Origin of the sequence: Pseudarthrobacter sp. J1738 (assembly GCF_050490315.1) — a bacterium.
Taxonomy (GTDB): domain Bacteria; phylum Actinomycetota; class Actinomycetes; order Actinomycetales; family Micrococcaceae; genus JBNPEO01.
The window spans coordinates 367,247-392,890 of the sequence record NZ_JBNPEO010000003.1 but is presented as its reverse complement, the minus strand read 5'-3'; the positions used below and the strand labels follow the sequence as shown (position 1 = coordinate 392,890).

17 protein-coding genes are annotated in these 25,644 nt (G+C 58.2%); 10 read left to right on the top strand and 7 right to left on the bottom strand.

Annotation, left to right across the window (positions count from 1 at the left end; all coding sequences use genetic code 11):
* Positions 1 to 186: 186 nt before the first annotated feature.
* Positions 187 to 588, bottom strand: coding sequence for a nitrite reductase small subunit NirD (gene nirD, locus ACQR35_RS07600; protein WP_430269684.1), 402 nt, complete (start codon positions 586 to 588; stop codon positions 187 to 189).
* 242 nt (positions 589 to 830) lie between these two features.
* On the opposite strand from nirD, the gene nirB reads away from it, so the two are divergent.
* The 6 genes from nirB (at position 831) to ACQR35_RS07570 (ending at position 8,085) form a co-directional block, all read left to right on the top strand.
* Positions 831 to 3,587 (top strand): nitrite reductase large subunit NirB, encoded by a 2,757-nt coding sequence (gene nirB, locus ACQR35_RS07595; RefSeq protein WP_430269683.1) that lies wholly within the window; start codon positions 831 to 833, stop codon positions 3,585 to 3,587.
* 2 nt (positions 3,588 to 3,589) lie between these two features.
* Positions 3,590 to 4,639 carry a uroporphyrinogen-III C-methyltransferase gene (gene cobA, locus ACQR35_RS07590; protein WP_430266984.1) on the top strand — a complete coding sequence of 350 codons (1,050 nt, stop codon included), beginning with the start codon at positions 3,590 to 3,592 and terminating at the stop codon, positions 4,637 to 4,639.
* 27 nt (positions 4,640 to 4,666) lie between these two features.
* Positions 4,667 to 5,836 carry a uroporphyrinogen-III synthase gene (locus ACQR35_RS07585; RefSeq protein WP_430269682.1) on the top strand — a complete coding sequence of 390 codons (1,170 nt, stop codon included), beginning with the start codon at positions 4,667 to 4,669 and terminating at the stop codon, positions 5,834 to 5,836.
* A 143-nt stretch (positions 5,837 to 5,979) separates the two neighbouring features.
* Complete coding sequence (locus ACQR35_RS07580; RefSeq protein ID WP_430269681.1) at positions 5,980 to 6,834, top strand: FAD-dependent oxidoreductase; 855 nt, start codon at positions 5,980 to 5,982, stop codon at positions 6,832 to 6,834.
* Between the two features lie 238 nt (positions 6,835 to 7,072).
* A complete protein-coding gene (gene deoC / locus ACQR35_RS07575; RefSeq protein ID WP_430266981.1) occupies positions 7,073 to 7,774 on the top strand; it encodes a deoxyribose-phosphate aldolase in 702 nt (233 codons plus the stop codon).
* 89 nt (positions 7,775 to 7,863) lie between these two features.
* The gene (locus tag ACQR35_RS07570; RefSeq protein ID WP_430269680.1) at positions 7,864 to 8,085 is read left to right on the top strand and encodes a hypothetical protein; all 222 of its coding nucleotides are present in this window, start codon (positions 7,864 to 7,866) and stop codon (positions 8,083 to 8,085) included.
* An 84-nt stretch (positions 8,086 to 8,169) separates the two neighbouring features.
* On the opposite strand, the gene mfd is transcribed toward ACQR35_RS07570, so the two are convergent.
* Complete coding sequence (gene mfd, locus ACQR35_RS07565) at positions 8,170 to 11,811, bottom strand: transcription-repair coupling factor (RefSeq protein WP_430266979.1); 3,642 nt, start codon at positions 11,809 to 11,811, stop codon at positions 8,170 to 8,172.
* Positions 11,812 to 11,989: 178 nt separating this feature from the next.
* Between mfd and ACQR35_RS07560 the strand changes: the two genes are divergently transcribed.
* The 4 genes from ACQR35_RS07560 (at position 11,990) to ACQR35_RS07545 (ending at position 17,439) form a co-directional block, all read left to right on the top strand.
* Positions 11,990 to 12,487, top strand: coding sequence for a DUF2505 domain-containing protein (locus tag ACQR35_RS07560; protein WP_430269679.1), 498 nt, complete (start codon positions 11,990 to 11,992; stop codon positions 12,485 to 12,487).
* 84 nt (positions 12,488 to 12,571) lie between these two features.
* Entirely contained in the window at positions 12,572 to 13,885 is a 1,314-nt protein-coding gene (gene nhaA / locus ACQR35_RS07555; protein WP_430266977.1) for a Na+/H+ antiporter NhaA, read from the top strand.
* Between the two features lie 115 nt (positions 13,886 to 14,000).
* Positions 14,001 to 15,740 carry a sensor histidine kinase gene (locus ACQR35_RS07550; protein WP_430269678.1) on the top strand — a complete coding sequence of 580 codons (1,740 nt, stop codon included), beginning with the start codon at positions 14,001 to 14,003 and terminating at the stop codon, positions 15,738 to 15,740.
* Positions 15,727 to 17,439 (top strand): sensor histidine kinase, encoded by a 1,713-nt coding sequence (locus ACQR35_RS07545; protein WP_430269677.1) that lies wholly within the window; start codon positions 15,727 to 15,729, stop codon positions 17,437 to 17,439. The genes ACQR35_RS07550 and ACQR35_RS07545 overlap by 14 nt, the downstream gene beginning before the upstream one ends.
* Before the next feature lie 34 nt (positions 17,440 to 17,473).
* Here ACQR35_RS07545 and sufU read toward each other — a convergent pair whose 3' ends face one another.
* The 5 genes from sufU to ACQR35_RS07520 form a co-directional block, all read right to left on the bottom strand.
* Complete coding sequence (gene sufU, locus ACQR35_RS07540) at positions 17,474 to 17,947, bottom strand: Fe-S cluster assembly sulfur transfer protein SufU (protein WP_430266974.1); 474 nt, start codon at positions 17,945 to 17,947, stop codon at positions 17,474 to 17,476.
* Positions 17,948 to 17,952: 5 nt separating this feature from the next.
* Positions 17,953 to 19,284, bottom strand: coding sequence for a cysteine desulfurase (locus ACQR35_RS07535; RefSeq protein ID WP_430269676.1), 1,332 nt, complete (start codon positions 19,282 to 19,284; stop codon positions 17,953 to 17,955).
* A gap of 84 nt (positions 19,285 to 19,368) precedes the next feature.
* On the bottom strand, positions 19,369 to 19,782 hold the full coding sequence (locus tag ACQR35_RS07530) for a helix-turn-helix transcriptional regulator (protein WP_430269675.1): 414 nt from the start codon (positions 19,780 to 19,782) through the stop codon (positions 19,369 to 19,371).
* A 421-nt stretch (positions 19,783 to 20,203) separates the two neighbouring features.
* Positions 20,204 to 22,873 carry a LuxR C-terminal-related transcriptional regulator gene (locus ACQR35_RS07525; protein ID WP_430269674.1) on the bottom strand — a complete coding sequence of 890 codons (2,670 nt, stop codon included), beginning with the start codon at positions 22,871 to 22,873 and terminating at the stop codon, positions 20,204 to 20,206.
* Between the two features lie 2 nt (positions 22,874 to 22,875).
* Positions 22,876 to 25,572 carry a LuxR C-terminal-related transcriptional regulator gene (locus ACQR35_RS07520; protein WP_430269673.1) on the bottom strand — a complete coding sequence of 899 codons (2,697 nt, stop codon included), beginning with the start codon at positions 25,570 to 25,572 and terminating at the stop codon, positions 22,876 to 22,878.
* Between the last annotated feature and the right edge of the window lie 72 nt (positions 25,573 to 25,644).

Here is a 25,644-nt window from a genome sequence, read left to right as displayed (position 1 = left end):
ACTGTTGTTCGCGAGCAAGGGATCTGGTGCGTTCTCGCCAGGCTTTTACGTTGGCCCTGAAGCGTGCCGGGACTAGGTCACCGGGTGGACAGCCACAGGACAAGCAATAGCGCCAGCACCAGCCAAAACCAGGCACTCGGCAAAAAGTGTTCCAAAATCCCCAGACAGCGCCCAGAGTAAAACGCCCTAGGCGGCTAGCTGAATTTCGATTGAGCCCTCAGTGAGGCGTGTGGGGTATGCGGTCAGCCGCAGGGCGGGATTGGACAAGCACTCACCGCTCTGGAGATCGTAAACGTCTTTGTGAAGTGGCGAGGCGATCGTCAAGCGCTCACCCCTGGACCCAACGATTCCGCGAGCCATCACTTGTGCACCAGTGGCGGGGTCTGTGTGGGAAACAGCAAAAACCGAACCATCGGCCATACGGAACAGCGCAACCTGCTGGCCCTGAATCAACGCTGCCTCGCCCCAGCCCGGTTCAAGATCCTCGGTGGCACAAACCCTCAACCACGAGCTAGCCGCTTCGGGCCCAACAACGGACGGCGCCTGAATGTCAGTGACGTTGTATTCGAGTACTGCGGTGCTGCTCATGATGAATGTCCTTCCGGGTGGGCCTGCTAAGGCTGTGTTTTCAGGCTAGGCAAGCGGTGTTTCACGGCGATGCGTTCAATGTGTCTTTTACGTAAAAGCCACCTCACCGAGCCCGAAACCTCAGCGTGACAAGAAAGTTAATGCGCTGTTACACAAGAGAAACTGCTGGGCAATGGCAGTTGCCTAGGCTCGAAGCACGAGCCGCGGTGAACGAGCTGTGGCTGAAGTGAAAGGCCATCCCCGTGACCGAAAAGCAGTTGCACCCGCAGAACATCCGCCACGTTGTGGTAGCCGGCGGTGGCCCCGCCGCGCACCGCTTCACCGAGGCAATGCAGGCCCGCGGGCTCGACGGCTGGCACATCACGGTGCTCAGCGAAGAAGCTCACCTCCCGTACGACCGGGTAGCCCTCAGCAAAGCCCTCACCGAACCGGACGTTGATCTCTCTCTAGGTGAGACCAGCTTGTGGGAACACGCAGCGATTGAGCTGAAAACCGGCGAGCGTGTGGTGAGAATTGATACCAACAACAAAACTGTCCACACAGCTGCCGGCCACACGTACCCTTATAACGAGCTTGTCGTTGCTACGGGTTCGGACGCTGCCCGCTTATCCATCCCGGGCTCCGAATTGACCCATGTCTACCGCACCTTGGACGACGTGTGGGCCATTAACAAGTCCATCAAGGAGCTCGAGATTAAGCTCGGCCGGCCAGTCAATGCAGTGACCATTGGCGGTGGTCTGTTGGGCCTTGAAGCGGCTGCGGGCTCAGCCCAGCTTGGCGCGGTTCCAGCGGTGATCGGCGGCGGAAAGTGGTTGATGAACGCCCAGCTGGACGAGGGCGCTGGCCAAGCACTCGGTCGTCTGGTGGCCGCGAAAGGACTCACCGTTCACAACGGCGTTTACCCGGCGGCCATTAACAGTGATGACGAGGGCAATGTCACCGGCGTTCTTATGGCCGATGACCGTGTCATTCCGGCGGACTTGGTGATCGCTGCCGTTGGTGTGAAACCTCGTGATGATCTGTTCCGCGCAGAAAACAGCCAGGCAGAAAACGGCACAGGGCAGCAATTCTCCTTGGGTCCTCGCGGCGGCGTGGTCATTAACGAAGCTTGCGCCACAGACGTACCTGGCATTTGGGCTATCGGGGAGGTGGCCAACTTTGAAGGTATGTGCCTTGGTCTGGTGGCGCCGGCCAACACTATGGCCGAAATCGTTGCGGACCGTTTGCACAACGGCGAGGCGACTTTCCCCGGTTTTGACACCGCCACCAAGCTCAAGCTCTCGGGCGTAGACGTGGCCAGCTTTGGTGACGCCTTTGCCACGGCTGAACACAGTTTGGAGATCGTCTACGCTGACCCGGCGCGTGGGATTTATCAAAAAATTGTGACCACTGACGATGCCAAAACCCTTTTGGGTGGCATTTTTGTTGGCGACGCCACGGCCTACACATCTTTGCGTCCGCTTTTGGGCCGCGAGCTTCCAGCCGAGCCGGGCGCCTATTTGAGCGCCGCCGGTGGAAGCGCTCCAGAGACGGAACTGCCCGACGACGCCACTTTGTGTTCGTGCAAAAACGTCACCGCCGGGGCTATTCGGGACGCCATTGGCGGCTGTGGAACGTGCGAAGGATCAGATCCCGTCTCCGATGTGACTGGCCTGAAGGCCTGCACCCGGGCCGGAACCCAGTGTGGCTCGTGTGTCCCACTGATCAAAAAGCTTTTGGAAACAGAGCTACGCAAAAACGGTGTGGAAGTTTCCAAGGCCCTGTGCGAGCACATCAGCTTGTCTCGTCAAGAACTCTTTGAGTCGGTGCGCGTGCTCGGCCTGAGCTCCTTCGAAGAGATTATGAACAAGTACGGCACCGGTGCCGGTTGCGATATTTGCAAGCCGACCATCGCCAACATTCTGGCCAGCCAGAACAACGCCTACGTGCTCGATGCCGGTCGCGGAACCCTTCAGGACACTAACGATCGCGCTTTGGCGAATATGCAAAAGGACGGCACCTATTCGGTAGTCCCCCGCATCGCCGGCGGAGAGATCACCCCGCAGAAGCTCGGTGTGATCGCCGCCGTGGCAGAAAAATACCAGCTGTACACCAAGATCACTGGTGGGCAGCGCATCGATATGTTTGGCGCCCGGCTCGAGCAACTACCGGAAATCTGGAAAGAACTGGTTGATGCTGGCTTCGAATCCGGGCAGGCGTATGGCAAATCTCTGCGCACTGTGAAGTCCTGCGTGGGCTCCACCTGGTGCCGCTACGGTGTTCAAGACTCGGTGGCCATGGCAGTTCAGCTGGAGCTGCGCTACCGCGGATTGCGCAGCCCTCACAAGCTCAAGATGGGTGTCTCCGGTTGTGCCCGTGAATGCGCTGAAGCACGTGGCAAGGACGTTGGTGTGATTGCTACGGCTGACGGCTGGAACCTGTACGTGGGTGGCAATGGCGGAGCCACTCCGGCGCACGCTCAGCTCCTGGCCAAGGATCTCGATGACGAAACACTTATCAAGTACATTGACCGGTACTTTATGTACTACATCCGCACGGCAGACCGCCTCCAGCGCACAGCCCGCTGGCAAGAGGAACTCGAGGGCGGCATCCAACACGTTCAAGACGTGGTGGTCAACGACTCCCTTGGTATTGTGGCGGATCTAGAAGCCGCTATGTCCCAGCACGTTGAAAGCTACGTGGACGAATGGGCTGAGACTCTCAAGGATCCCGAGCGCTTGCGCCGTTTCCGTTCCTTTGTGAATGCCCCACACGAAAAGGATGACTCGATTACTTTTGTCCCGGATGAGCGGGGACAGATGCGGCCAGCCACTGCAGAAGAAAAAGCCGCCGCAGCCAAAGAGCCTGTCCTCATCGGAGCATCCATCCCCTTACGGCCAGGTTCCGCCGAACCAGCAGGATTACTGGCACCAGCACGAGTACTAGAACCGGCAGGATCATCCGAACTAGGAGCAACCAGCCGGGTTCGTTCACGCCACACGCAAGAGACTGAGGTGTAATCATGGAGCTTTCAATCGATCTCACGGGCCGCGAAGTGCTCCTCATCGGAGCCGAGCAAGTAGCCCGTCAAGCCATGCGTCGCTACCAGGCAGCCGGCGCGGTCGTATTTCGACTCAGCACCCCACAGGGTGAGAGCACTGACGGCCCGTTGCCCGAACATCCTTTCCTTGTGGCAGCAGTCGACGACGGTCAGCCGGGTTGGGAACCATTGCTCAACCGGTGCCGCGCAGCCGGTATCCCGGTGGCGATCGAGCCGCCTGCTGGGCCCGCAGGTCACGTCACCCTAGTGGGCGGCGGGCCGGGAACTGAGGACCTTCTCACCCTCGGTGCGCTGAACGCTCTGCGGGATGCCGACGTGGTGTTCTACGACCGTTTGGCCCCTCACCACTTGCTGGCCGAGCTGAGCACGGCGGAGCTGATCGACGTGGGCAAAACTCCTGGGCATCACAAGGTCAGTCAGGCCGGTATTGAAGAGCAAATGGTGTCCGCAGCGCTTTCTGGGGCCAACGTTCTACGGCTCAAAGGCGGTGACCCTTTTGTGTTTGGTCGCGGCGGTGAAGAAGTTGCGGCGTGTGTTGCTGCCGGTGTGCCTGTACACGTCATTTCCGGAGTCACCAGTGCCATTGCTGTTCCGGCTGCGGCAGGAATTCCTGTGACCCACCGGGGCGTCAGTCACCTGTTTACAGTGGTGTCTGGGCATGCCCCACTGAACGAAGAAGAGCACCAGCACCTGGCCGGTTTGGGTGGCACCATTGTGGTTTTGATGGGCATTGGGACGCTCCCTTCTCTGGTGGCAGGTTTGCGCCGCGCAGGGCTTTCGGAAACCACTCCAGCAGCAGTCATTGAGCGTGGTTTCGGCCCGGGTCAAAGAACCACAACTGCAAACTTGGGAACTCTGGTGGATGCCTCATCAAAGTGCAGTAACCCTGCAGTATTGGTGATTGGTGAAGTAGTCCGGGTTGCCGAACAAAATCGTGGCCGGACCCTTGGCGCCGCCACGGGCGACGCCGAAACATTGCAAGAACTTGCCGCGTCACTTTTGGGGGCCTAACTCATGAGCACATCTACAGTGGAACGTATGCCTTTGAATTCCCACCCAAGCCATGCAGCACCAAACACACCTGCCAGTGCTAAAGATGAGCTTGGACCAGAGGTCTCGAATCCCTTGGAGGGCTTCCGGATTGGTGTCACCTCCCACCGCCGGGCCACGGATTTGATCGAAGCACTCGAACGGCGCGGCGCTGAAGTGATGCATGCTCCGGCCTTGAAAATTGAGCCGGTAAACCAGGACACGGAACTCATTGCTGATACCCGCGCCATCATCGCGGCAGCACCGGACATTTGTATTGCCACCACTGCCTACGGAATGCGCCGCTGGTGCGAAGCCGCCGACGCTGCAGGGGACGGGGAACGGCTCCTTGAAGTTCTCGGTGCATCGAGGATGTTTGTTCGCGGCCCCAAAGCCCGGGGCGCCGTCCGCGCTGCAGGTCTTGCCGACGTCGGAATTAGCAGCGACGAAACTACTTCAACACTTGTTGACATGCTGCTTCGTGAAGGTGTCCGGGGGAAGTGCATCGCCATGCAATTGCACGGCTACACGGATGCACGTCAGCTTCAGCGGCTTCGTATGGCCGGTGCAACAGTGCTTACGGTAACGCCGTACCGCTGGGCTAAGCCCGAAGGTGAAGACCAATTGCCTCGCCTGATTGAGGCCGCGGTGGCAGGGAACCTTGACCTGATCACGTTCACTAGCGCGCCAGCTATTGATGCGATGTGGAGCACCGCTCACGAACTGGGCCTCTACAACCAGCTAGTTCATGCGCTCAAAACGAACGTAGTGGCAGCGGCTGTGGGGCCCGTAACAGCAGTTCCACTGCTCGACGTCGGTGTGGAACCGATTGTGCCGGAACGGTTCAGGATGGGTGCGTTGATCCGTTTGGTCAGCGAACATTTGAGTCAGAACCACGTAAAGCTACTCACAACAGCGGCGGGCTCGGTAGAGCTACGCGGAAAGTCGTTGCGGGTCAACGGAACACCAATTGACTTAGCCCCCGCTCCCCTCTTGCTCCTACGCGCGCTGCTCAATGCTGGCGGCAAGGTCTTGAGCCGAGATGCTTTAGGTCAATTACTGAGCCAAGAAGATTCCGTACACGCCTTGGATATGACGGTCAGCCGGCTGCGCCGCGCCCTCCCGGATCCTCGAATGATCGAAACAGTGCTTAAGCGCGGCTACCGCCTACGCGTCTAGGGGGTGTTTAGGCCGCATTGTTTCGGCCCGGTAAAAACTGCAAAACGATTGCCGCAAAGCTGGCAATGGAGCTGAAACAAGACGGAAAAGTGAAGTCCCTAGGCTGGTTCTACCGAACACTCGCAGCTGAAAGGACCGGCACCATGACCGCCGATTACTCTCTGGAAATCTCTTCACAAATCAACGAGCAGCCCTCCCGTAATACACGTGTGGTTGTTGCCGGAGCTGGTACGGCAGCCCAACAGCTGGTCAGCCAACTCTCTCGCGGAGGATTCCTCGGGAGTATCACCATCCTCGAGGCATCGGATAGCTGCCCGCCAGAAGTGCTGGACCTTGCTGCTCTGCCCAATGTTTCGGTGCGCATCGGTCAAGACGTCACCAGCATCAACGCCGCGGAACGAACGGTGGTCACCAGAGCTGGCGCGGAAATCGGCTATGACCATCTAGTGATCGCCACTGGCTCCCGCCCGGTACGTCTCCCTGTGGTTGGCGAGAGCAAGTGCCTGCACTATGGAACGATCGACGACGCTGCACGGTTGAGTGAAGAGCTGCTCGAAGCCAGCCGCGTCTTGGGCCGACGCCCCTTGGGAATTCTGCTCGGTTCCGGTGCTGCAGCCGGTCAAGCCGAAGCAGTCCTGCGCTCACGCGGAGTCCGCCCTATCCGAACTACTGCATTGCCCGCACAGATTCTCAGCTCGTTGGCGGGGAGCCCCTTGCCCGTCACAGGCGTGCAGTTCGAGGACGGCAGCAGCATGCACGCCGATCTGGTGGTCATTGCTGAGGACCGTTTGCCGCAGGACGAATTGGCTGCCACCGCCGGCGTAGCCACTGCACCTTCTGGTGGCATCGTCGTCGGAGCGGATGGAAGCACTTCTGTCCCCGGCATCTGGGCGATCGGCGATGCCGCAGCCGTAGACGGTGTGCGCTTGGGCTTGATGGTTTCGGCCAGCGTGTCTGCGAGCGCCTGCACCGGCGCTCTGCTGGGCCTCGCCGCCTGACTCCCCGCCGCCTGACCCCTCGCCGCCTAGTCCAAGGCTCGCGAGCGACTCGCGAGTCGACGGTATGGTTTTTTGGTGCCTAAATCTATGTCAGTGGTGAAATTGAAGTCGGTGTCGAAGCCTTGGGCATTGCTGACCCGGGTCTCGGCGCGTCCCCTTATGGCAAGATAGTCATTTGAGACGCTGCCGCCCGGGCGGCCCCGCCGGCCCACAAAGCCGCACTCCTGGAAGGACCGCCATGAGCGCTGAAATCAGCACCACTGAAACTCCCGGTGGCATTGCCGCAATGATCGATCACACCTTGCTGAAGCCGGAAGCTGGCAAAGCTGATGTGTTGAAGGTCTGTGCCGAAGCAGCCGAGTATCACTTCAAATCCGTTTGCGTAAACCCAATCTGGGTCAAAACCGTCACCAACGCTTTGCGCGGTAGTGGCGTACTGACCTGCTCGGTGATTGGTTTCCCGCTCGGGGCCACGCCTACTGAGGTCAAAGTTTTTGAAGCACGTGGAGCCGCCCTGGACGGGGCCGATGAGATCGACATGGTCATCAACATCGCCGCAGCCCGTGCGAATGACAAAGATGCGCTGATCCAGGACATCACGGCGGTGGCCACAGCCGTTCACAACGAGGGCGCAATTCTGAAGGTCATCATTGAAACGGCTTTGCTCACTGACGAGCAGAAGGTCCTCGCTTGCGAAGCCGCTGCTGCTTCCGGCGCTGACTTCGTCAAAACCTCAACGGGTTTCAACGGAGGCGGTGCAACAGTTGCAGACGTAGCCCTGATGCGCGCCACGGTTGGGCCAGGCATTGGTGTCAAAGCCTCCGGCGGAGTGCGCTCACTGGAGGATGCCCGGGCTATGATTGCTGCAGGTGCAAGCCGCATCGGAGCCAGCTCTGGTATCGCAATTGTTAACGGTGAACAAGGCACATCCGCCTACTAGAACCACTCGCTAACGTCTAAGCGTTAGCGGGATGCGGCGTAATATTTTGTTGTTAGCGGCCCAAGCGGGCGCAGGAGGAGAAGTAGTTTATGAATGCCAAGAGCCGTCCGATCGAGAACGAAAACAATCTCGCACAGTCCATCGTGCTTTTTGTCATCTGCTTCGCACTATTTGCTGGCGCGGTGTACTCCCTAAACTTCCTCACCTTGGACAACGCATGGCCCATGGCTGTGACGCTGGTTCTCTTTGCCTTGGCATTCATCATCCCCCAGCACATTCTGGGCCGTTCTGACTCCGCGGGCGAAGAATAAACCTAGCTAAAAAAGGTGTGGCTTTAGTTCTGATTGTTCAGAAATAAAGCCACACCTTTTTGCTGAGCTGCCCTAGATATTCGCCTAGGCGCCGTCGGTGAAGATATTTTTAATCACGCCATCTGCCCATTGCAGAATTTCGGCGTCTTGTAAGTCCCGGCCACCAATGCGTGCTGTCTTCGGTTTGGGGATGAGTACGGCGTCGAGTGCCGATTTGACCTGGGATCCGGGGAACATACGTGCCAGACGCATCGCTTTGGACTCAGGAAGGTGTGCTGGCGCGAACTTGATGAAGTTGCCCTGCAAAGCAACATCACTGAGGCCAGCTGCGCGTGCATCAACACGGAACCGAGCCACGGCCAGTAGGTTTTGAACCGGCAAGGGAGGCTCACCATAACGGTCCACCAGTTCGGCCTTTACCTCTTCGATGGCCTCAACGCTGGCGGCTGCAGCGAGCTTCCGGTACGCCTCTAGGCGCAAACGCTCGCCGGGAACATATTCGTGCGGCAAGTGGGCGTTCACCGGCAGCTCGATCTTCATTTCGGCAGTCTTCTCTTCTTTTTCACCACGGAAGTCAGCAACAGCCTCTCCCACTAGGCGGATGTAGAGATCAAATCCAACACCCTGGATGTGTCCGGACTGCTCGCCACCCAGAAGGTTTCCTGCACCACGAATCTCAAGGTCCTTCATGGCCAACTGCATACCCGCCCCCAGCTCATTGTGGGATGCCACGGCTTTGAGACGTTCAAGGGCTACCTCGCCCAAGGGCTTCTCGGCGGGGTATAGGAAGTAGGCGTATGCACGTTCACGGCCGCGACCCACTCGGCCACGCAATTGGTGCAATTGGGACAGTCCGTAGTTGTCAGCGCGGTCCACAATCAGCGTGTTGGCGTTAGAGATATCCAAGCCTGTTTCGATGATGGTGGTGCACACCAGGACATCGAATCGCTTCTCCCAGAAATCCACGATGATTTGTTCCAAACGGCTCTCTGACATCTGACCGTGCGCAACTTCTACCCGGGCTTCAGGAACCAGCTCACGGATTTGTGCAGCCATTCGGTCAATGGAAGAAACCCGGTTGTGAACAAAAAACACTTGGCCTTCACGCATGAGTTCACGACGAATAGCAGCCGAAGTTTGCTTGTCGGTATACGGGCCAACATAGGTCAGCACAGGGTGCCGTTCCTCCGGCGGAGTAGCCAAAGTTGAGGTCTCGCGAATACCCGTCAGGGACATTTCCAAAGTTCGTGGAATCGGCGTGGCACTCATGGCAAGAACGTCCACGTTGGTGCGCATCTTCTTGAGCGCCTCCTTGTGCTCCACACCAAAGCGCTGTTCCTCGTCCACAATGACGAGTCCTAAATCCTTGAACTGCATCTCCTTGGAGAGAAGCCGGTGTGTACCGATCACTACGTCGACGGAACCGGTTTTGACCCCTTCTACGGTTTCTTTGGCCTCCTTGCCGGTTTGGAACCGCGAGAGTGCTTTGACTCGTACCGGGAACCCGGAGAATCGCTCGGTGAACGTCTCGTAATGTTGCTGCGCCAAGAGCGTAGTAGGGACCAATACGGCAACTTGTTTACCGTCCTGAACGGCTTTGAACGCTGCACGCACTGCAATCTCGGTTTTGCCATATCCCACGTCACCTGAGACCAAGCGGTCCATCGGAATTTCGCGTTCCATATCCGCTTTGACCTCGTTAATGGTGGTCAACTGGTCCGGGGTCTCCACATACGGGAATGCCTCTTCAAGTTCACGCTGCCAGGGCGTGTCTGGAGCAAAGGCGTGGCCGCGGGACGCCATCCGGGCCGAGTACAAGCGAATCAGTTCCCCGGCAATCTCTTTAACTGCCTTGCGTGCTTTGGACTTGGTGCTGGCCCAGTCCGCGCCACCCATTTTGCTCAGGGCCGGAGCGTCGCCGCCCACATATCGACTCACCTGGTCTAGCTGGTCGGTAGGGACAAAGAGCCTGTCCCCCGGTGCTCCACGTTTGGAAGAGGCATATTCAAGGACCAAGTATTCACGCAGGCCTGCATCGGCCGGGCTGGATCCGGCAACTTTACGCTGGATCAGCTCAACAAAGCGCCCAATCCCGTGCTGTTCGTGCACCACATAGTCGCCCGCGTGCAATTGCAAAGGGTCAACTGCGTTCCTCCGTTTGGAGGGCATCTTGCGCATGTCTTTGGTGCCGCCAGCAGAGGTACGGCCCAGCAGGTCAGCCTCCGTCAAGAGCCCGAGTTTGAGCCCGTCGAGGACAAAGCCTTTACCCGCCGGCGCCGTGGTGACTTCAATAATGCCCGGCTGCGGTAGCTCCGTCAGGGCCTCCACCCGGGAGCAGGGGATGTTTGCGTCATGAAAGAGCTCGGCAAGGCGCTGTGCAGGGCCGGGGCCGTCGGTGGCCACAACAATCCGCCACTGGTCATGAACCCGTGAGCCAATGAACTCGAGCATCTCGGCAACGTCGCCTTGATACCCCCGTGGTTCACGAGCGTTGATGTTCAACACATCGATGTCTAAGACCAAGTCCTCGTCGGTGGCGAGGGAGGAAATGGACCACCATGAGATCTCTTCGGCGAGCGCAGTGGAGCGAGTCTCAGTGAGTGTGCGGAAGCTGGCTGACTGTAGGTCAGCGCTCTCTTGGGCGCCGAGGTCCAAAGGTGCGGCCCCGCCGTCGGACGCTGTAGCCCATGCTGCCTGCAAAAACTCTTCATTGGTGGTGGCCAGGTCATGGGCGCGGGTGCGGACTTTTTCTGGTTCAACCACCACTGTGATGGAACCGGGCGCTAGCTGTCCCAGAAACGGCACCATGGCATCCACAAGCACCGGTGCCAGCGATTCCATACCTTCAACCGCAATACCGCCCGCGATTTTCTCCAGCATGTCTGCGGCGGCAGGCATTTTCGCTTTGAGGGTAGCGGCACGGGACATCACAGAGGGTGTGATGAGCAGCTCGCGGCATGGCGGTGCGTGAAGTTCGGTGGGGTGGATGATGCCGGGGGCTGACAAGGAACGCTGGTCCGCCACAGCAAACCATCGCATTTGCTCAACTTCGTCGCCAAAGAATTCCACGCGAATCGGATGGTCTTCAGTGGGTGGAAACACGTCTAGGATTCCGCCGCGAACAGCGAATTCGCCGCGGTGCGTCACCATATCCACACGGGCGTAGGCTGCATCGGCGAGCTTGCGGACCAAGTAAGAGAACTCGATTTCCTGTCCCACTGCCAAGTGCACAGGTTCCAAGTCGCCCAACCCTTGCACAATTGGCTGCAGCACCGCACGCACCGGAGTAACAACCACACGCAGAGGGTCTCCAGCCTCACGGTGAGCTAAACGGCGGAGAACGGACAAGCGCCGCCCCACAGTGTCCGAACGCGGTGACAATCGCTCATGCGGGAGGGTTTCCCAACTCGGGAATTGAGCCACAGCCCCGGTTGGCAAGTAGGCGCTCAGCGCTGCAGCAAGATCTTCGCTCTCGCGTCCGGTTGCAGTAACCGCCAGTACGACGGCGCCTGCCGCACCGCCGTCGAGCGCGTCCAGTCCGTCAGCCATTTCAGCAAGCAATGCCGCGCGTAGGCCCGCTGGTGCGGCGATGCGGTAGTCCTCGCTGCGGGCTGTGCCGCGTGCGGCTTCTGAGCGGACTCGGGCAAAGGAAGGGTCCGCGTCGAGGGCTGCCCGGAGACCGCTCAGGGCCGGGGCAGGTGTTGTGGGGGCTTGGACGGTGCTCATCGCAGACTCCTGGAGATGGCGGTTGGTGCGGGAAATGCGGCAACACAAAAGCCCGAAATTCATCTGAATCCCGGGTGTTCTTAGCCTACCCGAGCCCGGCTGAGGTGGGTGTAGCCGTAGGATGATTGTCAGCCCAGATACGAACTTACTTTTGTTCGACCCAACCTTTGGAGGACCCATGGCTCTGACTGCATCCACCACTTTGCCCTTTGGCGTAGATCGTGTGACCGAGACCTTTGTGAATGAAGACTTTTTGCGGCACACGAGTGAGCTGGTTGGTGGAACACTCACGTCCGTTACCCGCCAGGGCGAGTTGAACGGCGAGTTTGTTATCACAGTGGTGCGCACCCTGCCCACCACTCGGCTCCCGGAGATCGCCAAGAAGTTCGTTGGCGAATCCTTGACTGTCACTCAGACGGAGAGCTGGTCAGCACCCGCTGCTGACGGGTCACGTCAGGCGAATATATCTCTGAAGGTAGCTGGCGCGCCCGTGGACGTTTCGGCCGTGCAAAAGCTCGTTGCTGAGGGCACTGGGACCCGCATTGACCTTGATGGCAAGGTAAGTTCTTCAATCCCGTTTTTGGGTTCGAAGATTGCCAGCGCTGCCGAGCCCATGGTGGCCAAGGGGCTGAAGCTTCAAGCCTCACAAGCTCAGGCCTGGCTCGAAAGCCACTGAGCACTTCGCGTAGACTAGATGCTGGTGTGCCGGGAAGTCTGGTCGGCGATTTTCCGTTGACCCCAAAACCCTTCAGGGAGCTTTATGACCCGGCCACCAGCATCGGCACTTCGCCGTATCCTTTCCCGCAGCAGTTACCCCGAGTACCAGCGTGTCAGCGCTATCTTGCGCAAAGAGACAGTTGGCGGGGCGCTCTTGATGATCGCTACGGTTATAGCTCTTATATGGGCTAACTCTCCCGCGGCGTCAAGCTACTTTGCTCTAAGGGACTTCACTTTCGGCTACGAACCGTGGCATCTGGAACTCAGTATGGGCCTTTGGGCCGCCGATGGTCTCCTGGCCCTGTTTTTCTTTATCGCAGGACTTGAACTCAAACGCGAATTTGTGGCAGGTGACCTCCGGAATCCGGCCAAGGCGATTGTCCCGGTCGCTGCCGCAGTAGGCGGTGTTGCGGTGCCGGCAATTATTTTCGCCGTGGTGAATCTCAATGACGCTACGGCGCTGCGTGGCTGGGCTATTCCCACGGCAACGGACATCGCATTCGCTCTTGCCGTCTTGGCTGTCATCAGCACTCACTTGCCGGCCGCTCTGCGTACGTTTTTGCTGACTCTGGCCGTGGTTGATGACCTGATTGCCATCGCCATCATTGCGATTTTCTACGCAACAGATCTGCAGCCCTGGTTGCTCGCAGCAGCAGTGATCCCCTTGGCAATCTTTACGTTTTTGGTGCAAAAGCGAGTTCATCAGTGGTACTGGTTGCTACCTCCGGCATTGGCCACCTGGGCTCTCATCCATGCCTCAGGAATTCACGCAACCGTTGCAGGAGTGCTTTTGGGCTTTGCCGTGCCGGTGCTGAATTCACAACAGAAAAAATTCTCCGGTACCGAGCCCGACGCCGGCTTAGCCGAACGCTTTGAGCATTCCCTTCGCCCACTCAGTGCCGGGATCGCTGTACCCGTCTTCGCTTTCTTCTCCGCAGGTGTGGCTCTAGGTGGCGGGCAGGGAATAGCCGAGGCCCTTGCCGATCCAGTGGCCCAAGGCGTGACCCTGGCACTGGTTGCCGGCAAAGCCATCGGAGTGTTCGCTGCAACATGGCTCGTGACCCGAACCAGCAAGGCCAGTTTGGACGACGGACTGGCATGGGTGGATGTAGCGGGTCTAGCGCTTTTGGCCGGGGTTGGGTTCACCGTGTCCTTGCTCATTTCAGAACTCGCCTTTGGCCAAGGCTCGCCACACAATGACCACGCCAAGGTGGCGATCCTCGCTGGCTCCTTGATTGCTGCCCTGCTCGCCGCCGTTGTGCTGCGAATCCGGAACCGTCATTACCGCAAGGTTGAGGAGATCGAATCCCTCGACGCCGACGGCGACGGAATCCCTGATGCCTTCCAACGCCACTAAAAACTGCTCCCTGGTCGCCAGTAGCCGGGACAAAATCACGCTGACGCCCAATGCATGGCAAAATCATGCCTAGGCTCCACTCCGGGGGCCTGAGTACATCACTCAAGGTGGACCCATGCCCCTCTTCGCATCGTCGGACTCTGAGAGCGTCCCCCTGACCCGGATTTTGCTGGGCACAGAGGGAAAGGAATCCTCGCTCGAACGCCATCTGCTGCTCGCCATCCCGATGCTCCTGCTGGGCGTGCTGTTCACCGTGATGTACCCAGAATTGCTCAGTCATGGGGCCTTTGTGGCTGGTTACGCTGTCCTTCTGCTGAGCCTTATTTTTGCCGCCGTTTTTCCTTGGGACCGCTTTCGAGCCAACCCGTCTGTGGTACTGGCGCTCCTCGGTTTCGTGGCCATTATTCTGGCCCGAATCGGCTCTCTGACGGTGCTCGATGTTATGGGACTCCTTGCCGTATTCCCCATGACGCGTTTAGCGGTAAGCATCAAGTACCGCGGTGTTGCCATTGGAATGGGTGCCACCATCTTGATGATGATCGCCCCGCTGCTATTGGGTCTGACTCCCCTGTCATCCCAGGTTGTGGCGCGTTTGGCCGCCCTTCCCTTGGTGATTTTCTTTGTGGGCCTTGCCGTGGCATTTATTACCAGCCGCTTGGAGGGCCAATCGCAGACGCTCCTACGAACCTCACAACAACTTGCCTCAGCACTCGCTCAAAGCCAAGAAAAAGAAGAGCTGTTGCGCTCAGTTCTCTCCGCTATCGATGTTGGCGTAGTAGCAATGGATGCCAGCGGTGTCCCTTCGGTGGTGAACAAACGTGGGTTCCGTGAAGACATGGCAATCTCCGCCGAGTTACGCGAGGCCGGAGCCGCACGTGAAAAGTGGTTTGCCATGGGGGAAGGAAGTAAGGAGCTTTTTGAGCCCGACAAAGTCACCCCCATTCCGGCCGAGCGCAGGCCCTTGGCACGCGCTATCCGCGGTGAAGAGTACAGCAACATGCTTTTTTGGGAACGGCGCGAAGGGCGGGTGACCGCTTACAGCGCCACTGCCAGACCCATCCGCATGGCAACGACCACGCCGGACGCAATCCCGGCCGCTTCAGCCGCAGCTGGGCACGTTGTGGCCTTTGCGAATGTCACCCAGCTGCTTGACTCAGCGAACGCACAACAAGAGTTTGTGGCAACAATCTCGCACGAACTCCGAACACCTTTGACGTCAATCCTTGGTTATACGGAAATGCTTCGTGATGAACTCACCGATGCAGGTATGACCGACGTGCCTTCCTTAAAGGTCATTGAGCGTAACGCCACCAAACTGCGGGACCGCGTCTCGGATCTAGTTTCGTCGGCCGAGTCAACGCTCAGCATTGTGCCAGTTCCTACGGATCTTCGCTCCTGCATCGACGCCGCGATCTCCGCCATTGAACCTCTGGCTACCATTCACCGGGCTGCTCTCCGAACAGAGGCCCCAGAGTGTGTAGTTGCGCTCGCTGATCCGCAGCGCGTGGGTCAAATCCTAGAAAACATCATTTCCAATGCGGTTAAATACAGCCCCAGCACCACTGTGACAGTGGTCTTGGGGCGCGATGCATCAGCTCATCAGGCAGTGGTCAAAGTTATCGATCACGGTGTGGGAATTTCCGCAGAGGACCAGCAGAAAGTTTTCTCACGATTTTTCCGGTCAAATTCGGCCCGCGAGTCCCAAGTGTCCGGTTTCGGTCTGGGCTTGAACATTGCCAAGTCACTGACCGAACGTCACGGCGGAACCCTCGAGTTAGACAGCGAATTAGGAGTTGGAACCACAATTACGCTTAGGCTTCCAATGGCAGGGTCGGAACCCAGTGACAATTCCTGATTCTCACCAGCCCGGCGTCCGAACCACCGGCCCAAGTCTTTTCCCGCGCTACTTCCATCAGCACGGGCTTCGAATGCGAGTGTTTCTGAGCCAATTACCGCTCAGTATTGGAATCGCTTGTGCCATCCTGATCGCCGCTGTTGCTAACCCGAAGGCGTTAGGCGATCCCTTTGTGATGACCGGTATTCTGACGCAGATCCTGCTTCTAGCGGCAACCCTTGCCGTTCCTTGGCACCGGCTGACCTTCGGTTTATTTCTGATAATTCCGGTTTTTGATTTTCTTTCCCTTGCCGTAATTCGTCTCTCCGGCAGTGACACCCTCAACGGTGTTGCCGCTCTAACCCTTTTTCCGGTCTTTTGGTTGGCGGCGTCAGGACTTTCCCGCCGCATAGCACTGCCCGCTATCGTGCTGGGTTCACTGATGGTGGTGTGGTCTCCATTGGTGTTCGATGGCAACACTTTGACTACTGCGCAGTTACTCCGCCCGCTTCTTTTGCCAGTGATTTTTCTTGGCCTGGGCGTGGCCGCCAGTACCCTAGTGGCCAGCATGGAAAAGCAGCAGATGGCTCTGAAGGAGAAGGACCGTCAGCTCGTTGAAACCCTTGGACTGAGCCAGAAGCGCGAACAACTGCTCAACGCCATTATGAACACTGTCAATGTTGGTCTGGTGGCAGTGGATGCAGACGGTAATGACATCCTGATGAACCGCAAACAACGGGACTTCCACCGTCTAGCGCTACCGCCTGACGCCCGAGACGCCGCAGAAGAACAGTTGTTAGTTTTTGAAAGTGACCAAACCACGCCCATTCCCCCTGCGGAACGCCCGGTACGGCGTGCCATCAACGGTGACTACGTTTCAGAGACCCTGATGTGGCTGGGCAACGGCAGTAACCGAAGGGCAGTTTCCAGTACCTCCCGCGCCATTAAAGACACTGACGGTACCGTCACCGGATCAGTGGTGGCCTTCTACGACGTCACCGAAGTAATGCTCGCGCTGCAGGCCAAAGACGACTTTGTCTCCAACGTCTCCCACGAATTGCGCACTCCCCTGACATCGATCCTGGGTTATTTGAGCTTGGCTTTGGAAGAATCCACGCAGCTGCCCAAGCATCTGGCCGCGTACCTACAGGTGGCAGAACGAAATGGTGAACGGCTACTCAACCTCGTCTCCGATCTGCTAGCCACTGCCACACCTGCGGTGGGGCTACACCGGCAATTAGCGGACCTCTCAGAGCTCGTAGAGTTGAGCGTCGATTCCGCCTCGCCTCGCGCCACAGCCAACAACGTGGTGCTGTTAAATCAGAGCACCACGCCGGCGATGGCTGTCTTCGACGTAGGCCGGATTGGTCAAGTGGTGGACAACCTAGTGTCCAACGCCATCAAGTATTCTCCCGACGGCGGTGTGGTTACTGTAACCACCTTCAGCACTGACTCGGAAGTGGGTTGCCGCGTTGCCGACACGGGCCTCGGAATGGAAGCTGCCGACGTCGAACGGTTATTCACCAAGTTCTTCCGCGCCAAATCTGCCACAGATCGTGCCATCCCGGGGGTAGGCCTTGGTTTACGGATCAGTAAAGGCATCGTAGACAGCCATGGTGGCACCATCGAGGTCCAGAGCTCGCCAGGGCAAGGCTCGGTGTTTACCGTCCGTCTTCCGGTCGATCCCGACGCCGACACATCCCTCCCAGCGGAGCCCTAGGGCTTTCTAGTCTTTAGGTTACGTCGTCATTGGGTTACTCGGCCAAGGCCTGACGCAAGGCGTCTTCAGCAGCAACCCAGGCGAGCATGGCGCACTTAACCCGCGCAGGGTACTTGGACACACCAGCCAATGCGGCTGCGTCACCAAGCACTTCCTCATCGGCTTCGATACTGCCACGCGAGCGCATCAAGTCGCGGAAGGTGTCAATCAGTTCCTTTAGGTGCCTTGGGTCAGCTCCTGCTGCTTCTTCGCTAAGGATCGACGCCGACGCCATAGAAATCGCGCAACCGTCACCGTTCCAGTGAATCCCTGCCACCGTTGAACGGTCCGCGGAGAGCTCCAGCCGCAGAGTGATTTCGTCACCACAGACAGGGTTGAGTTGGTGGCATTGCCCAACGCCGGGTGTCCCGGGTGCCGCTGCAGTCTCGGATTCCGGAAGGTCACCGCCACTACGGGTTTTGGAGTGTTCCAGGATGATCTGCTGGTACAGCGAATCGAGCGAACTCATCTTGGTTACTTACCTTCCACGGCGGTCAAGCCAAAGTATGGGCGAACTTGGGCCAGCGCTTCGAGGAAACTGTCAATCTCTGCGGTGGTGTTGTACAGGTACGAGCTGGCACGAGTTGACGCTGTCAGCCCCAAGCGCCGGTGGAGCGGTTGGGCACAGTGATGGCCTACTCTGACGGCGATGCCCTTACTGTCGAGGTACTGACCAACGTCGTGAGCGTGGACGCCTTCGACGTCGAATGCGGCAAGGCCAGTACGCTCACTTCCGGCCGCGGGGCCCAACAGGCGAACACCATCAATGGCGGCGATTCCTTGTGCAAGACGCTGGCCCAGTTGTGCTTCACGGGCGGCGATCCGGTCCATACCGGTTTCACTCAAGTAGTTCACCGCTGCTGCCAAAGCCACTGCTTGGGAGACGGCCTGCGTGCCAGCCTCAAAGCGCTGCGGAGCGGGCATGTAGAGGGAAGACTCCATGGTCACTTTGGTGATCATGGAGCCGCCCGTGAGAAATGGCGGCAGCGCATCCAGCAGGTGCTGCTTCCCATACAATGCGCCTATGCCCGTGGGGCCGAGCATCTTGTGCCCAGAAAACACTGCAAAGTCCACGTCCAGGCTGGCGAAGTTCACGGACAGGTGCGGCACAGACTGGCAGGCATCCAGCACCACAAAAGCTCCTACTGCCCGGGCCAAGGAAACCAATTCCGTCACCGGGTTGACGTTGCCCAGAACGTTAGAAGTGTGCGTAAAGGCAAGCACCCGGGTCCGTGGCCCAATCAATCGGTGAGCTTCATCCATACGCAAGGCGCCGTCGTCGTCCACTGGAATGTAGCGCAAGGTGGCGCCGGTGCGGCGGCACAGTTCTTGCCACGGCACCAGGTTGGCGTGGTGTTCCATCTCGGTGGTGAGAATTTCGTCCCCCGGTCCCACTGCGAATTGTTGGGACTCGGCAGGAACAAGACCGGTGGAAGCGTTGGAGAATGAGTAGGCCAAGAGGTTCAGGCCAGCTGTGGCGTTGGCTGTCCACACGATCTCTTCTTCACGGGCACCCACAAAAGCGGCAACCGTGGCGCGGGCAGACTCAAAAGCGTCAGTGGCGTGTACGGCTAGTTCGTGTGCACCACGGTGGACTGCCGCATTGCGCTGTTCGTAGAACTCCTGCTCGGCTTCGAGCACACTCAGGGGGTTCTGCGAGGTTGCCCCGGAGTCCAGATAGACCAGAGGGAATCCGTTAACTTCCTGATCCAGAATGGGGAAGTCGTTGCGGATTCTCAACGCCTCGGCATCATCTAGCTCACCCGTAGCGGTTCGGACAGACGGCGGTGGTGTAACGGTGCTCAAAAAACCTGCTCCTTGTGGACGGCATCCGGTCGGCCGCCGGTATGCCTTCCTATTGTCCCACTTGTCCTCGGCTGGTTGCCTCACTCACCGTTGAGCTTCGCGGATTGAAGTAAGCGGAGCACTTGCCCACAAAAGAGCCAGCTCCTGCCGGCAACAGACTCCTAGTTTTCTATAGGCTCGTTGCAGATGGGCGTTCACCGTGTTCACAGCAATATCCAGAGCCAGTGCCACTTCGGCACTACTGAGACCTTGCACCACCAAGGTGGCCACTTCGCGTTCGCGATGCGAGAGCCTAGTAACGTCACCTTCCGAAACATTGTGCGAGTCACTGCTGCCCTGCGGGTTGAGATCGTCAAAATTCACCACGGTCAGTTCGCCAGCAACAATTAGTTCCATCAGCTCTGGCGAGATCGGGTGGTCTGTACGAGGCGCCGCCAGCAGCCAAATCCGGCGGTCGGCGAGCAACAGAGAAAGCGTATCCTTGGTTGCCTTATCCACCCCTACGGATCCCTTCCTCGGATTCAGCTGACACAAAAGGCCGCGATAAGAAGGTTTCCTTCCCTCCGCCTTGATGAGAGCAACGAACAAAAACTGAGAAAACTGGGGGGCCGGTGGTGACTGGGGGAAGCCTCGGTCTCAAAGGCTTATTCACCACCGACCCCGTCCTTGTTCCTCCCGGTTGCAACCGGGAGTCCGCCAATCAACGGCAGCCAGTTCGGATGGGTACCCCATCCTCGGCACGGCGTTCCCTATCCGATACCTCAAAGCTAGAGGGACGCCTCATCCAAAACACGAGTATGCCCTACCCGTTTTTGCGCTCCAGAGCCCGCACGTCACTGACGAGTACTTAGGATCACCTTCCACCTTGGGTACCTGTGGCACCCACCAGCGTCACTGGTACCGTCTCAGAACAACGTGTTTAGAGATAGACGCTGATCCGCCCAGCAAGATCGTCGCGGCGGCTAATTCCCAGCTTCGCAAAAATCCGGTACAGATGCCCCTCAATGGTCCTCAGCGATACAGAAAGCTGCAGGGCAATTTCTCGATTGCTGCAGCCGGACTGAACCAGCGTGGCAATCTCCTGCTCTCGTCGAGTCAGTTTGCCAAGGTCGGGGCTATTGGGCTCCCTTAATACACCGCCGGTAGTCAGGGCAGCAATGCGTCGCTTGTAAAGTCGCTGGGCCCCGAATCTACGTGCTTGATCGCCACGAGAATCCAAGATCTTTACCGCTTGAGCTGCACAGTCAGCCGCAGCCAGGTACTGGCCTTCGCGGGCGGCCAATTCGCTCAGATCGGTGAGCTTGACTGCGTCTTTGACCACAATTGCTCGGCAGAATTCGAGAACAAAAGCCGCACTACGGCCTTCACATTTTTCGGCTACGGATGCCAGACGTAACACGAGGGACGCTTCGCCGTGCCGGACGGCCGAATAAAGCACCTCCAGCTCGGCACTTCTGGCGCCTGCCGCTGCGGCTTCGTCGGCCAACAACACTAGCTGGGACAGTGGAAGGCGAGCATTACTCATCTCATTCTGTAGGCTAATCAGTCTGGCGCGGGCCACTAGAGAGAGTTCCCTGCCCACCAAAGGCTGAGCCTTGGCCTGAGCTAGATAACTGACTGCCAGGTCATTCCTGCCGACCAAGTGAGCGGCATAGGCCACCGTAGCCAACGCTTCTGGCAGCAGTCCACGAACGTCTCTTAAGCGCAGCATTTCAACGCTCTGGATCAAGTGCGGAAGTGCTTGGATGAGGGCTCCGCGGTTCAATTCGGCCGCTCCCACCGCAAATTGCAAGAGACTGCCCATATACAAGAGCGAATTTTCGGCTTCTACGATGCGATGGCCAACATAGTCCTCTAGAACCTGATACTCGCCCGCTTGATGTAACGCCGCGAGCTGGATACGTATCAGTTCCGGCCGGTAGTAGTGGTGTTCGGTAACGTCAGTACTGAGCAACGTGGCCACCGAGTCAAGGATTCCTAAGGCTGTTGATGCTTGACCAGTCAGCGCTAAGGATTCACTGAGCAAGAGCCCGGCCTGGATACGATTTTCCAGCAATTCCGAATGCTCCCATAGTGCGGCGAGCTCAGACTGGACGTCACCGTAGCGACCATCGGCATGACTCGCCGAGAGGCAAAGAAGCCGGGCCGCATCTTGCTCGACTGCAACTTTTTGGGCCGAGAGCGTCCCAACGGCAGCTAGGCGTTGCAAGGCAACATTCCAGGCACGAGCTACAAGAGTTACACCGGCAGAACCCGCGCCACGGCTGGCTGCCAACTGCGCGGCCAGAAGGGATGCTTGCCGCAGGGTCAGCGGATCCTCCGCCTCATCTATTACGTAGTTCAGGGCGCTGTTGGCCGCACGATAGTCCCCGCTGTAATACCTGGCCCGTGCCAGCTCTACCGCGGCTTCACAGCGATATTTCGCCGAGTGGATAGCCAATGCCAGCTGCTCCACTTGGCCCGGCAGGTAGAGACGGTTCGCTAAACGTGCAGCATGAAGAATGGTCTCCTCTTCAACAGGTGCGCCGGTTTCTAGGGACCACAGCACAAATCTCAGGAGCCCGTCCATGGTTTCGGGGTTTCCGTCCAAAGCTGCAAGAATCCGATGCCGGATGGCCATGCCTCGGGCTTTTGGCACCAGTTGACGCAGAATTTCGGCAACTAGGGGTTTGACCAAACGAACGTGCCGTTTGTGATCCTCCGCGACGTGGATAAAACCGAGCTCCTGAAGATGATCAATGGAGTTGTTGTCACAGAGCGTCACCAGAGTGTCCAGCGGCAAACTTTCAGCCAAAGCCACGGTCTCTAGGGTCTGCCGATCGCTTTCGTCAAGGCCCAGCACTTGCTGCCGCACAATGTCCATGAGTCCTGAACCCGCGGCCTGGACTGGGGCATTAAGGATCCACGAGTTGTTGCCTTGGACAAGCTGGCCGCTCTGACGCCCCTGCAGCAGTAGTTCCCGCAGAAGCATTGGGTTTCCACTGGATTGACGGAGCAGAACTGCGACTGTGGATGAAACAACCGGTGCACCGAGAACTTCCTGGCACATTTCTACAGCCTCATCAGGTTCCAAAGGCAAGACCTCAAAACGCTCCAGAAGACCCTCAGACCACATAGTCAATAGTTCAGCTGGTGGCGCGGGAAAGGTACGGCATAGGAAAACAACACGAACCACCTCGGCCACCATCAATTGCGTCACCAAAGCCACGCTGTTTTCATCCAGATACTGTCCATCCTCAACCACAAGAAGGGCCGGAACAGCGCCGGTCCGGCGATCGGGGCTAAATTGAACTGAGAGTGCATCAAAGACTGCGATTGGCTGGTCAATTTGTTCCGGCGTGAGCTCCATCAGCAATGGGGCCAGAGCAGCATACGGAACCCGCGCCAGCGAAGGTCCAGCGTTGATTTGATAGGGCCGCACCCGCCCGCCCAGCTCCTCTAATACTTGGTGCATCAGAGCCGTCTTGCCCATCCCGGCGTCACCCAACAGCAGGACACCGGGTCCTGAGGGATCCAGCAGACAATCCACCACACCTTGCACCAAGGCAAAGCGCCCAATGAGCCGTTCAACAATCAGTTCGTCTGTCACGGCTAGACCGTCTCAGGCTCTAGGAAAGAATAAAGCAGTTCTGACCGTTCGGAGATCTTCAATTTCCGGAAGATTCGGTACAAATGTCCTTCAACGGTTCGGACGGAAACGTGCAGCTGGCTGGCGATCTCACGATTACTAGCCTGGTGAGCCGCAATCCTAGCTATTTCAAGTTCCCTAGCAGTCAGCGGTTGCATGTCCTCGCTGCCCACTGACCGAACCCCTAGAACGTGCCTGTACTGATCGGCTAAGCGTTTGGCCAGATATTGTGCGTTGCGGTCCTGCAAGGCCACCGATCTCAACTCCGCCAAGCGAGCGACGTCAAGTGCAAAGCGATGATTCTGTTGCTCAGCCGCTTCCAAGGCGACAGCCACCAGCATCGATGGATCTTGAGCGAGAACGGCGCGAGCAAATTTTCCGCATAATTGCGCGAATGGTCCGTCCGCCAACACGGATGCTTCACTCAAACGCCGCGCCACAGCGAGGTTACCGCTAAGTTCCGCGCACCGTAGTGCAGCGCTGAGGCAGTACAACTCGAGCGTAGTGGCTCCCCGCTGTTGTTCTTCTCCTGCCATGGACAGCAACTCAGTGGCGAGCATAGAACTCCCCGGTGCAGTGTCCAATCCAGTCGAGTTGATCATCCGAGCGAGAGCAGCAAAATACTGTGCTGTGCGTTCCACCAGATAGGTGGCCCGCCGATCTTGAGCAGCTGCTTCAGCTAGAAGTTTCTGGGACTCACTTTTATTTCCGTTCAGGGCATGTGCATAGGCAGCAGCCGAGCAAGCAAGGGCAAGCACACCTTCAGCGTCTCCAACCCGCAGTTGTCCGATTGCGGGGTTCAAGAGCCCAAGAGCAACGCCAGCTTTACCTTGCGCCGCGGCCACAATGGCTGCAGGTAGCTCCGTGGCATTAAACATTTGGTAATGGGTCCGGGCTGCGCTTTGTTCACCAAGACTGATAGTGCTGGCTGTTGTTTCAAGGTGTCCCCCCCAAAGCAGCGCGTACCGAATCCTCGGAATTGCCAGTTGGACCGCAACTGCAACGCTCTCTGGCCGGTGGCATTCAGGCAAAAGTTCCTCGGCGAGGCAGCGCGCCTGCTCCATCTTCCCTGTGACGGCCAGCGCCTCACAAAGCATGCTGCCTCCTAAGAGCCTGAATACCGAGCTACGTGGAACAGGCTGACTGAAAAGGTCTGTTAGCACTTTCACTTGCGTTGCGTAATCACCCGAATAGGAGCGGGCCCCGGCTTCGCTCAAAAGAAGTTGCTCGAAGATCGCCTCATCCTCGCGCGCCAACGCCGGGTCCTTGGCGGCCATTTCGAATTCTTTCCGTGCACGGTCAAGTTGCTGCGCCGCCCCTGGGCCTCCCCCTTGGGTGGCCAGAAGTACCGAACTCCCCGCCAGTAAAAGCCGCACCCGCTGAGCTACGTTCAGTAAGGGCCTTGGCACCTTGCGGAATGGGCCAAGGACCAGTCTTGCCTGACCTATCTTGCCCAAAAGTAAGAGTGAACGTATTTCTTCGGCGGCAGAACTACCGGTTTGGGCATCGTCCAGGAGGGAACGGATCAAGCGCAGAGCCAAATTCGGCTTGGACGCGTCATTGGCAAGTCCCGCACTCTCAACGGTTTCCGCTGTTGTGAGGGCTGCCCCGCAGTCCAGACCCCATACCGCTAAGGCGAGCTTGATGTCTGGTTGAAGGGTGTCCCCCTGGAAGGCTTCTATCACGAGCGCTCGGAGGTGGTTACTGCGGCCCTGAGGTACCGCGCTGCGGACGACGCCGGCCAGTAGGGGGCTGTGGATTCGAGCATGTCGGGGCGCCCTATGATCTAGTTCGAGAAGTCCTTTCTCCTCCAATGAGTCAATCTCGTGAGCCGCTCCGAGCCGCAGCAATACTTCCAGCGGGACACTTTCGGCGAGCGCCACGATGTCGAGGATCCGGTGCTCGCCCTCGTCTAACCGGCCTATCTTGGCCACTATCAGCTCTGTTACTGCCCGCGAATGAACTGATACTTCCCCGCTGAGAATCCAGTTGCCTTGAGCCTTCGAGAGCGCCCCCGATTCGAGAAGTTCTTGACTCAACAACTTGAGGTGGTGGACGTTACCTCCACTGTTCTTCCACAGAGCACGCACGGCCGCTTGGGAACATGGCGCCTGCAATGCTTCTGCCAGCCATTCACGGGTCTGAGTTAAGGTCAGCGGCCGCAGCTCAACATTTGTAACAAGCCCTTCATCGCGCAGACTTAGGAAAGCGTGCGGCAGGCTCGCAGGTTCGGTGGCTGTAAGTATCAGCTGGATAGCACCGTTGCGTGCAAGTTGTGCCAAGGCCACGGCACTAAGCTGGTCAATATCAACCGCGTTGTCCACAAAGATGACTGCCTGCTGGCCGTCGGAGTGTTCTGCCAGCAAGCGCGTCAAGCCAGACAACACCAGAACTGGATGGTTCAGGTAGCTTGAGTCAACGTCTCGCAGTAATACGTTGAGGGCCCCATAGGGTGTGTTAGCGAGCGTGTGGCTGCCCCGCAACGAGACCACGTAGCCATGCTCACGAACGTCCTTGAGTGCCTCTTGGGCGAGGAACGTTTTGCCCGATCCGGCTTCACCAGTGATGAGCGCACCAGAGCGATTTTCGCTCAGGCCTTCGGCGATCATTTCTATGGCTTCTTTGCGACCCACCACAGGCCACAAGGGAGCCGCATTCACATGACTAGCCCCCGAATCCGTATTCAACAGCATTTTTGCCCCCAAGCATAGCCTTCACCGACTTCCTAAGAA

Excerpts from the sequence above, each read along its gene's own strand:
- sufU (WP_430266974.1), bottom strand. The coding sequence starts at position 17,947 with ATGAGTTCGCTCGATTCGCTGTACCAGCAGATCATCCTGGAACACTCC.
- nhaA (WP_430266977.1), top strand. The coding sequence starts at position 12,572 with ATGACCCGGCCACCAGCATCGGCACTTCGCCGTATCCTTTCCCGCAGC.
- ACQR35_RS07580 (WP_430269681.1), top strand. The coding sequence starts at position 5,980 with ATGACCGCCGATTACTCTCTGGAAATCTCTTCACAAATCAACGAGCAG.
- ACQR35_RS07570 (WP_430269680.1), top strand. The coding sequence starts at position 7,864 with ATGAATGCCAAGAGCCGTCCGATCGAGAACGAAAACAATCTCGCACAG.
- ACQR35_RS07560 (WP_430269679.1), top strand. The coding sequence starts at position 11,990 with ATGGCTCTGACTGCATCCACCACTTTGCCCTTTGGCGTAGATCGTGTG.
- ACQR35_RS07585 (WP_430269682.1), top strand. The coding sequence starts at position 4,667 with ATGCCTTTGAATTCCCACCCAAGCCATGCAGCACCAAACACACCTGCC.
- nirD (WP_430269684.1), bottom strand. The coding sequence starts at position 588 with ATGAGCAGCACCGCAGTACTCGAATACAACGTCACTGACATTCAGGCG.
- cobA (WP_430266984.1), top strand. The coding sequence starts at position 3,590 with ATGGAGCTTTCAATCGATCTCACGGGCCGCGAAGTGCTCCTCATCGGA.
- mfd (WP_430266979.1), bottom strand. The coding sequence starts at position 11,811 with ATGAGCACCGTCCAAGCCCCCACAACACCTGCCCCGGCCCTGAGCGGT.
- ACQR35_RS07550 (WP_430269678.1), top strand. The coding sequence starts at position 14,001 with ATGCCCCTCTTCGCATCGTCGGACTCTGAGAGCGTCCCCCTGACCCGG.
- deoC (WP_430266981.1), top strand. The coding sequence starts at position 7,073 with ATGAGCGCTGAAATCAGCACCACTGAAACTCCCGGTGGCATTGCCGCA.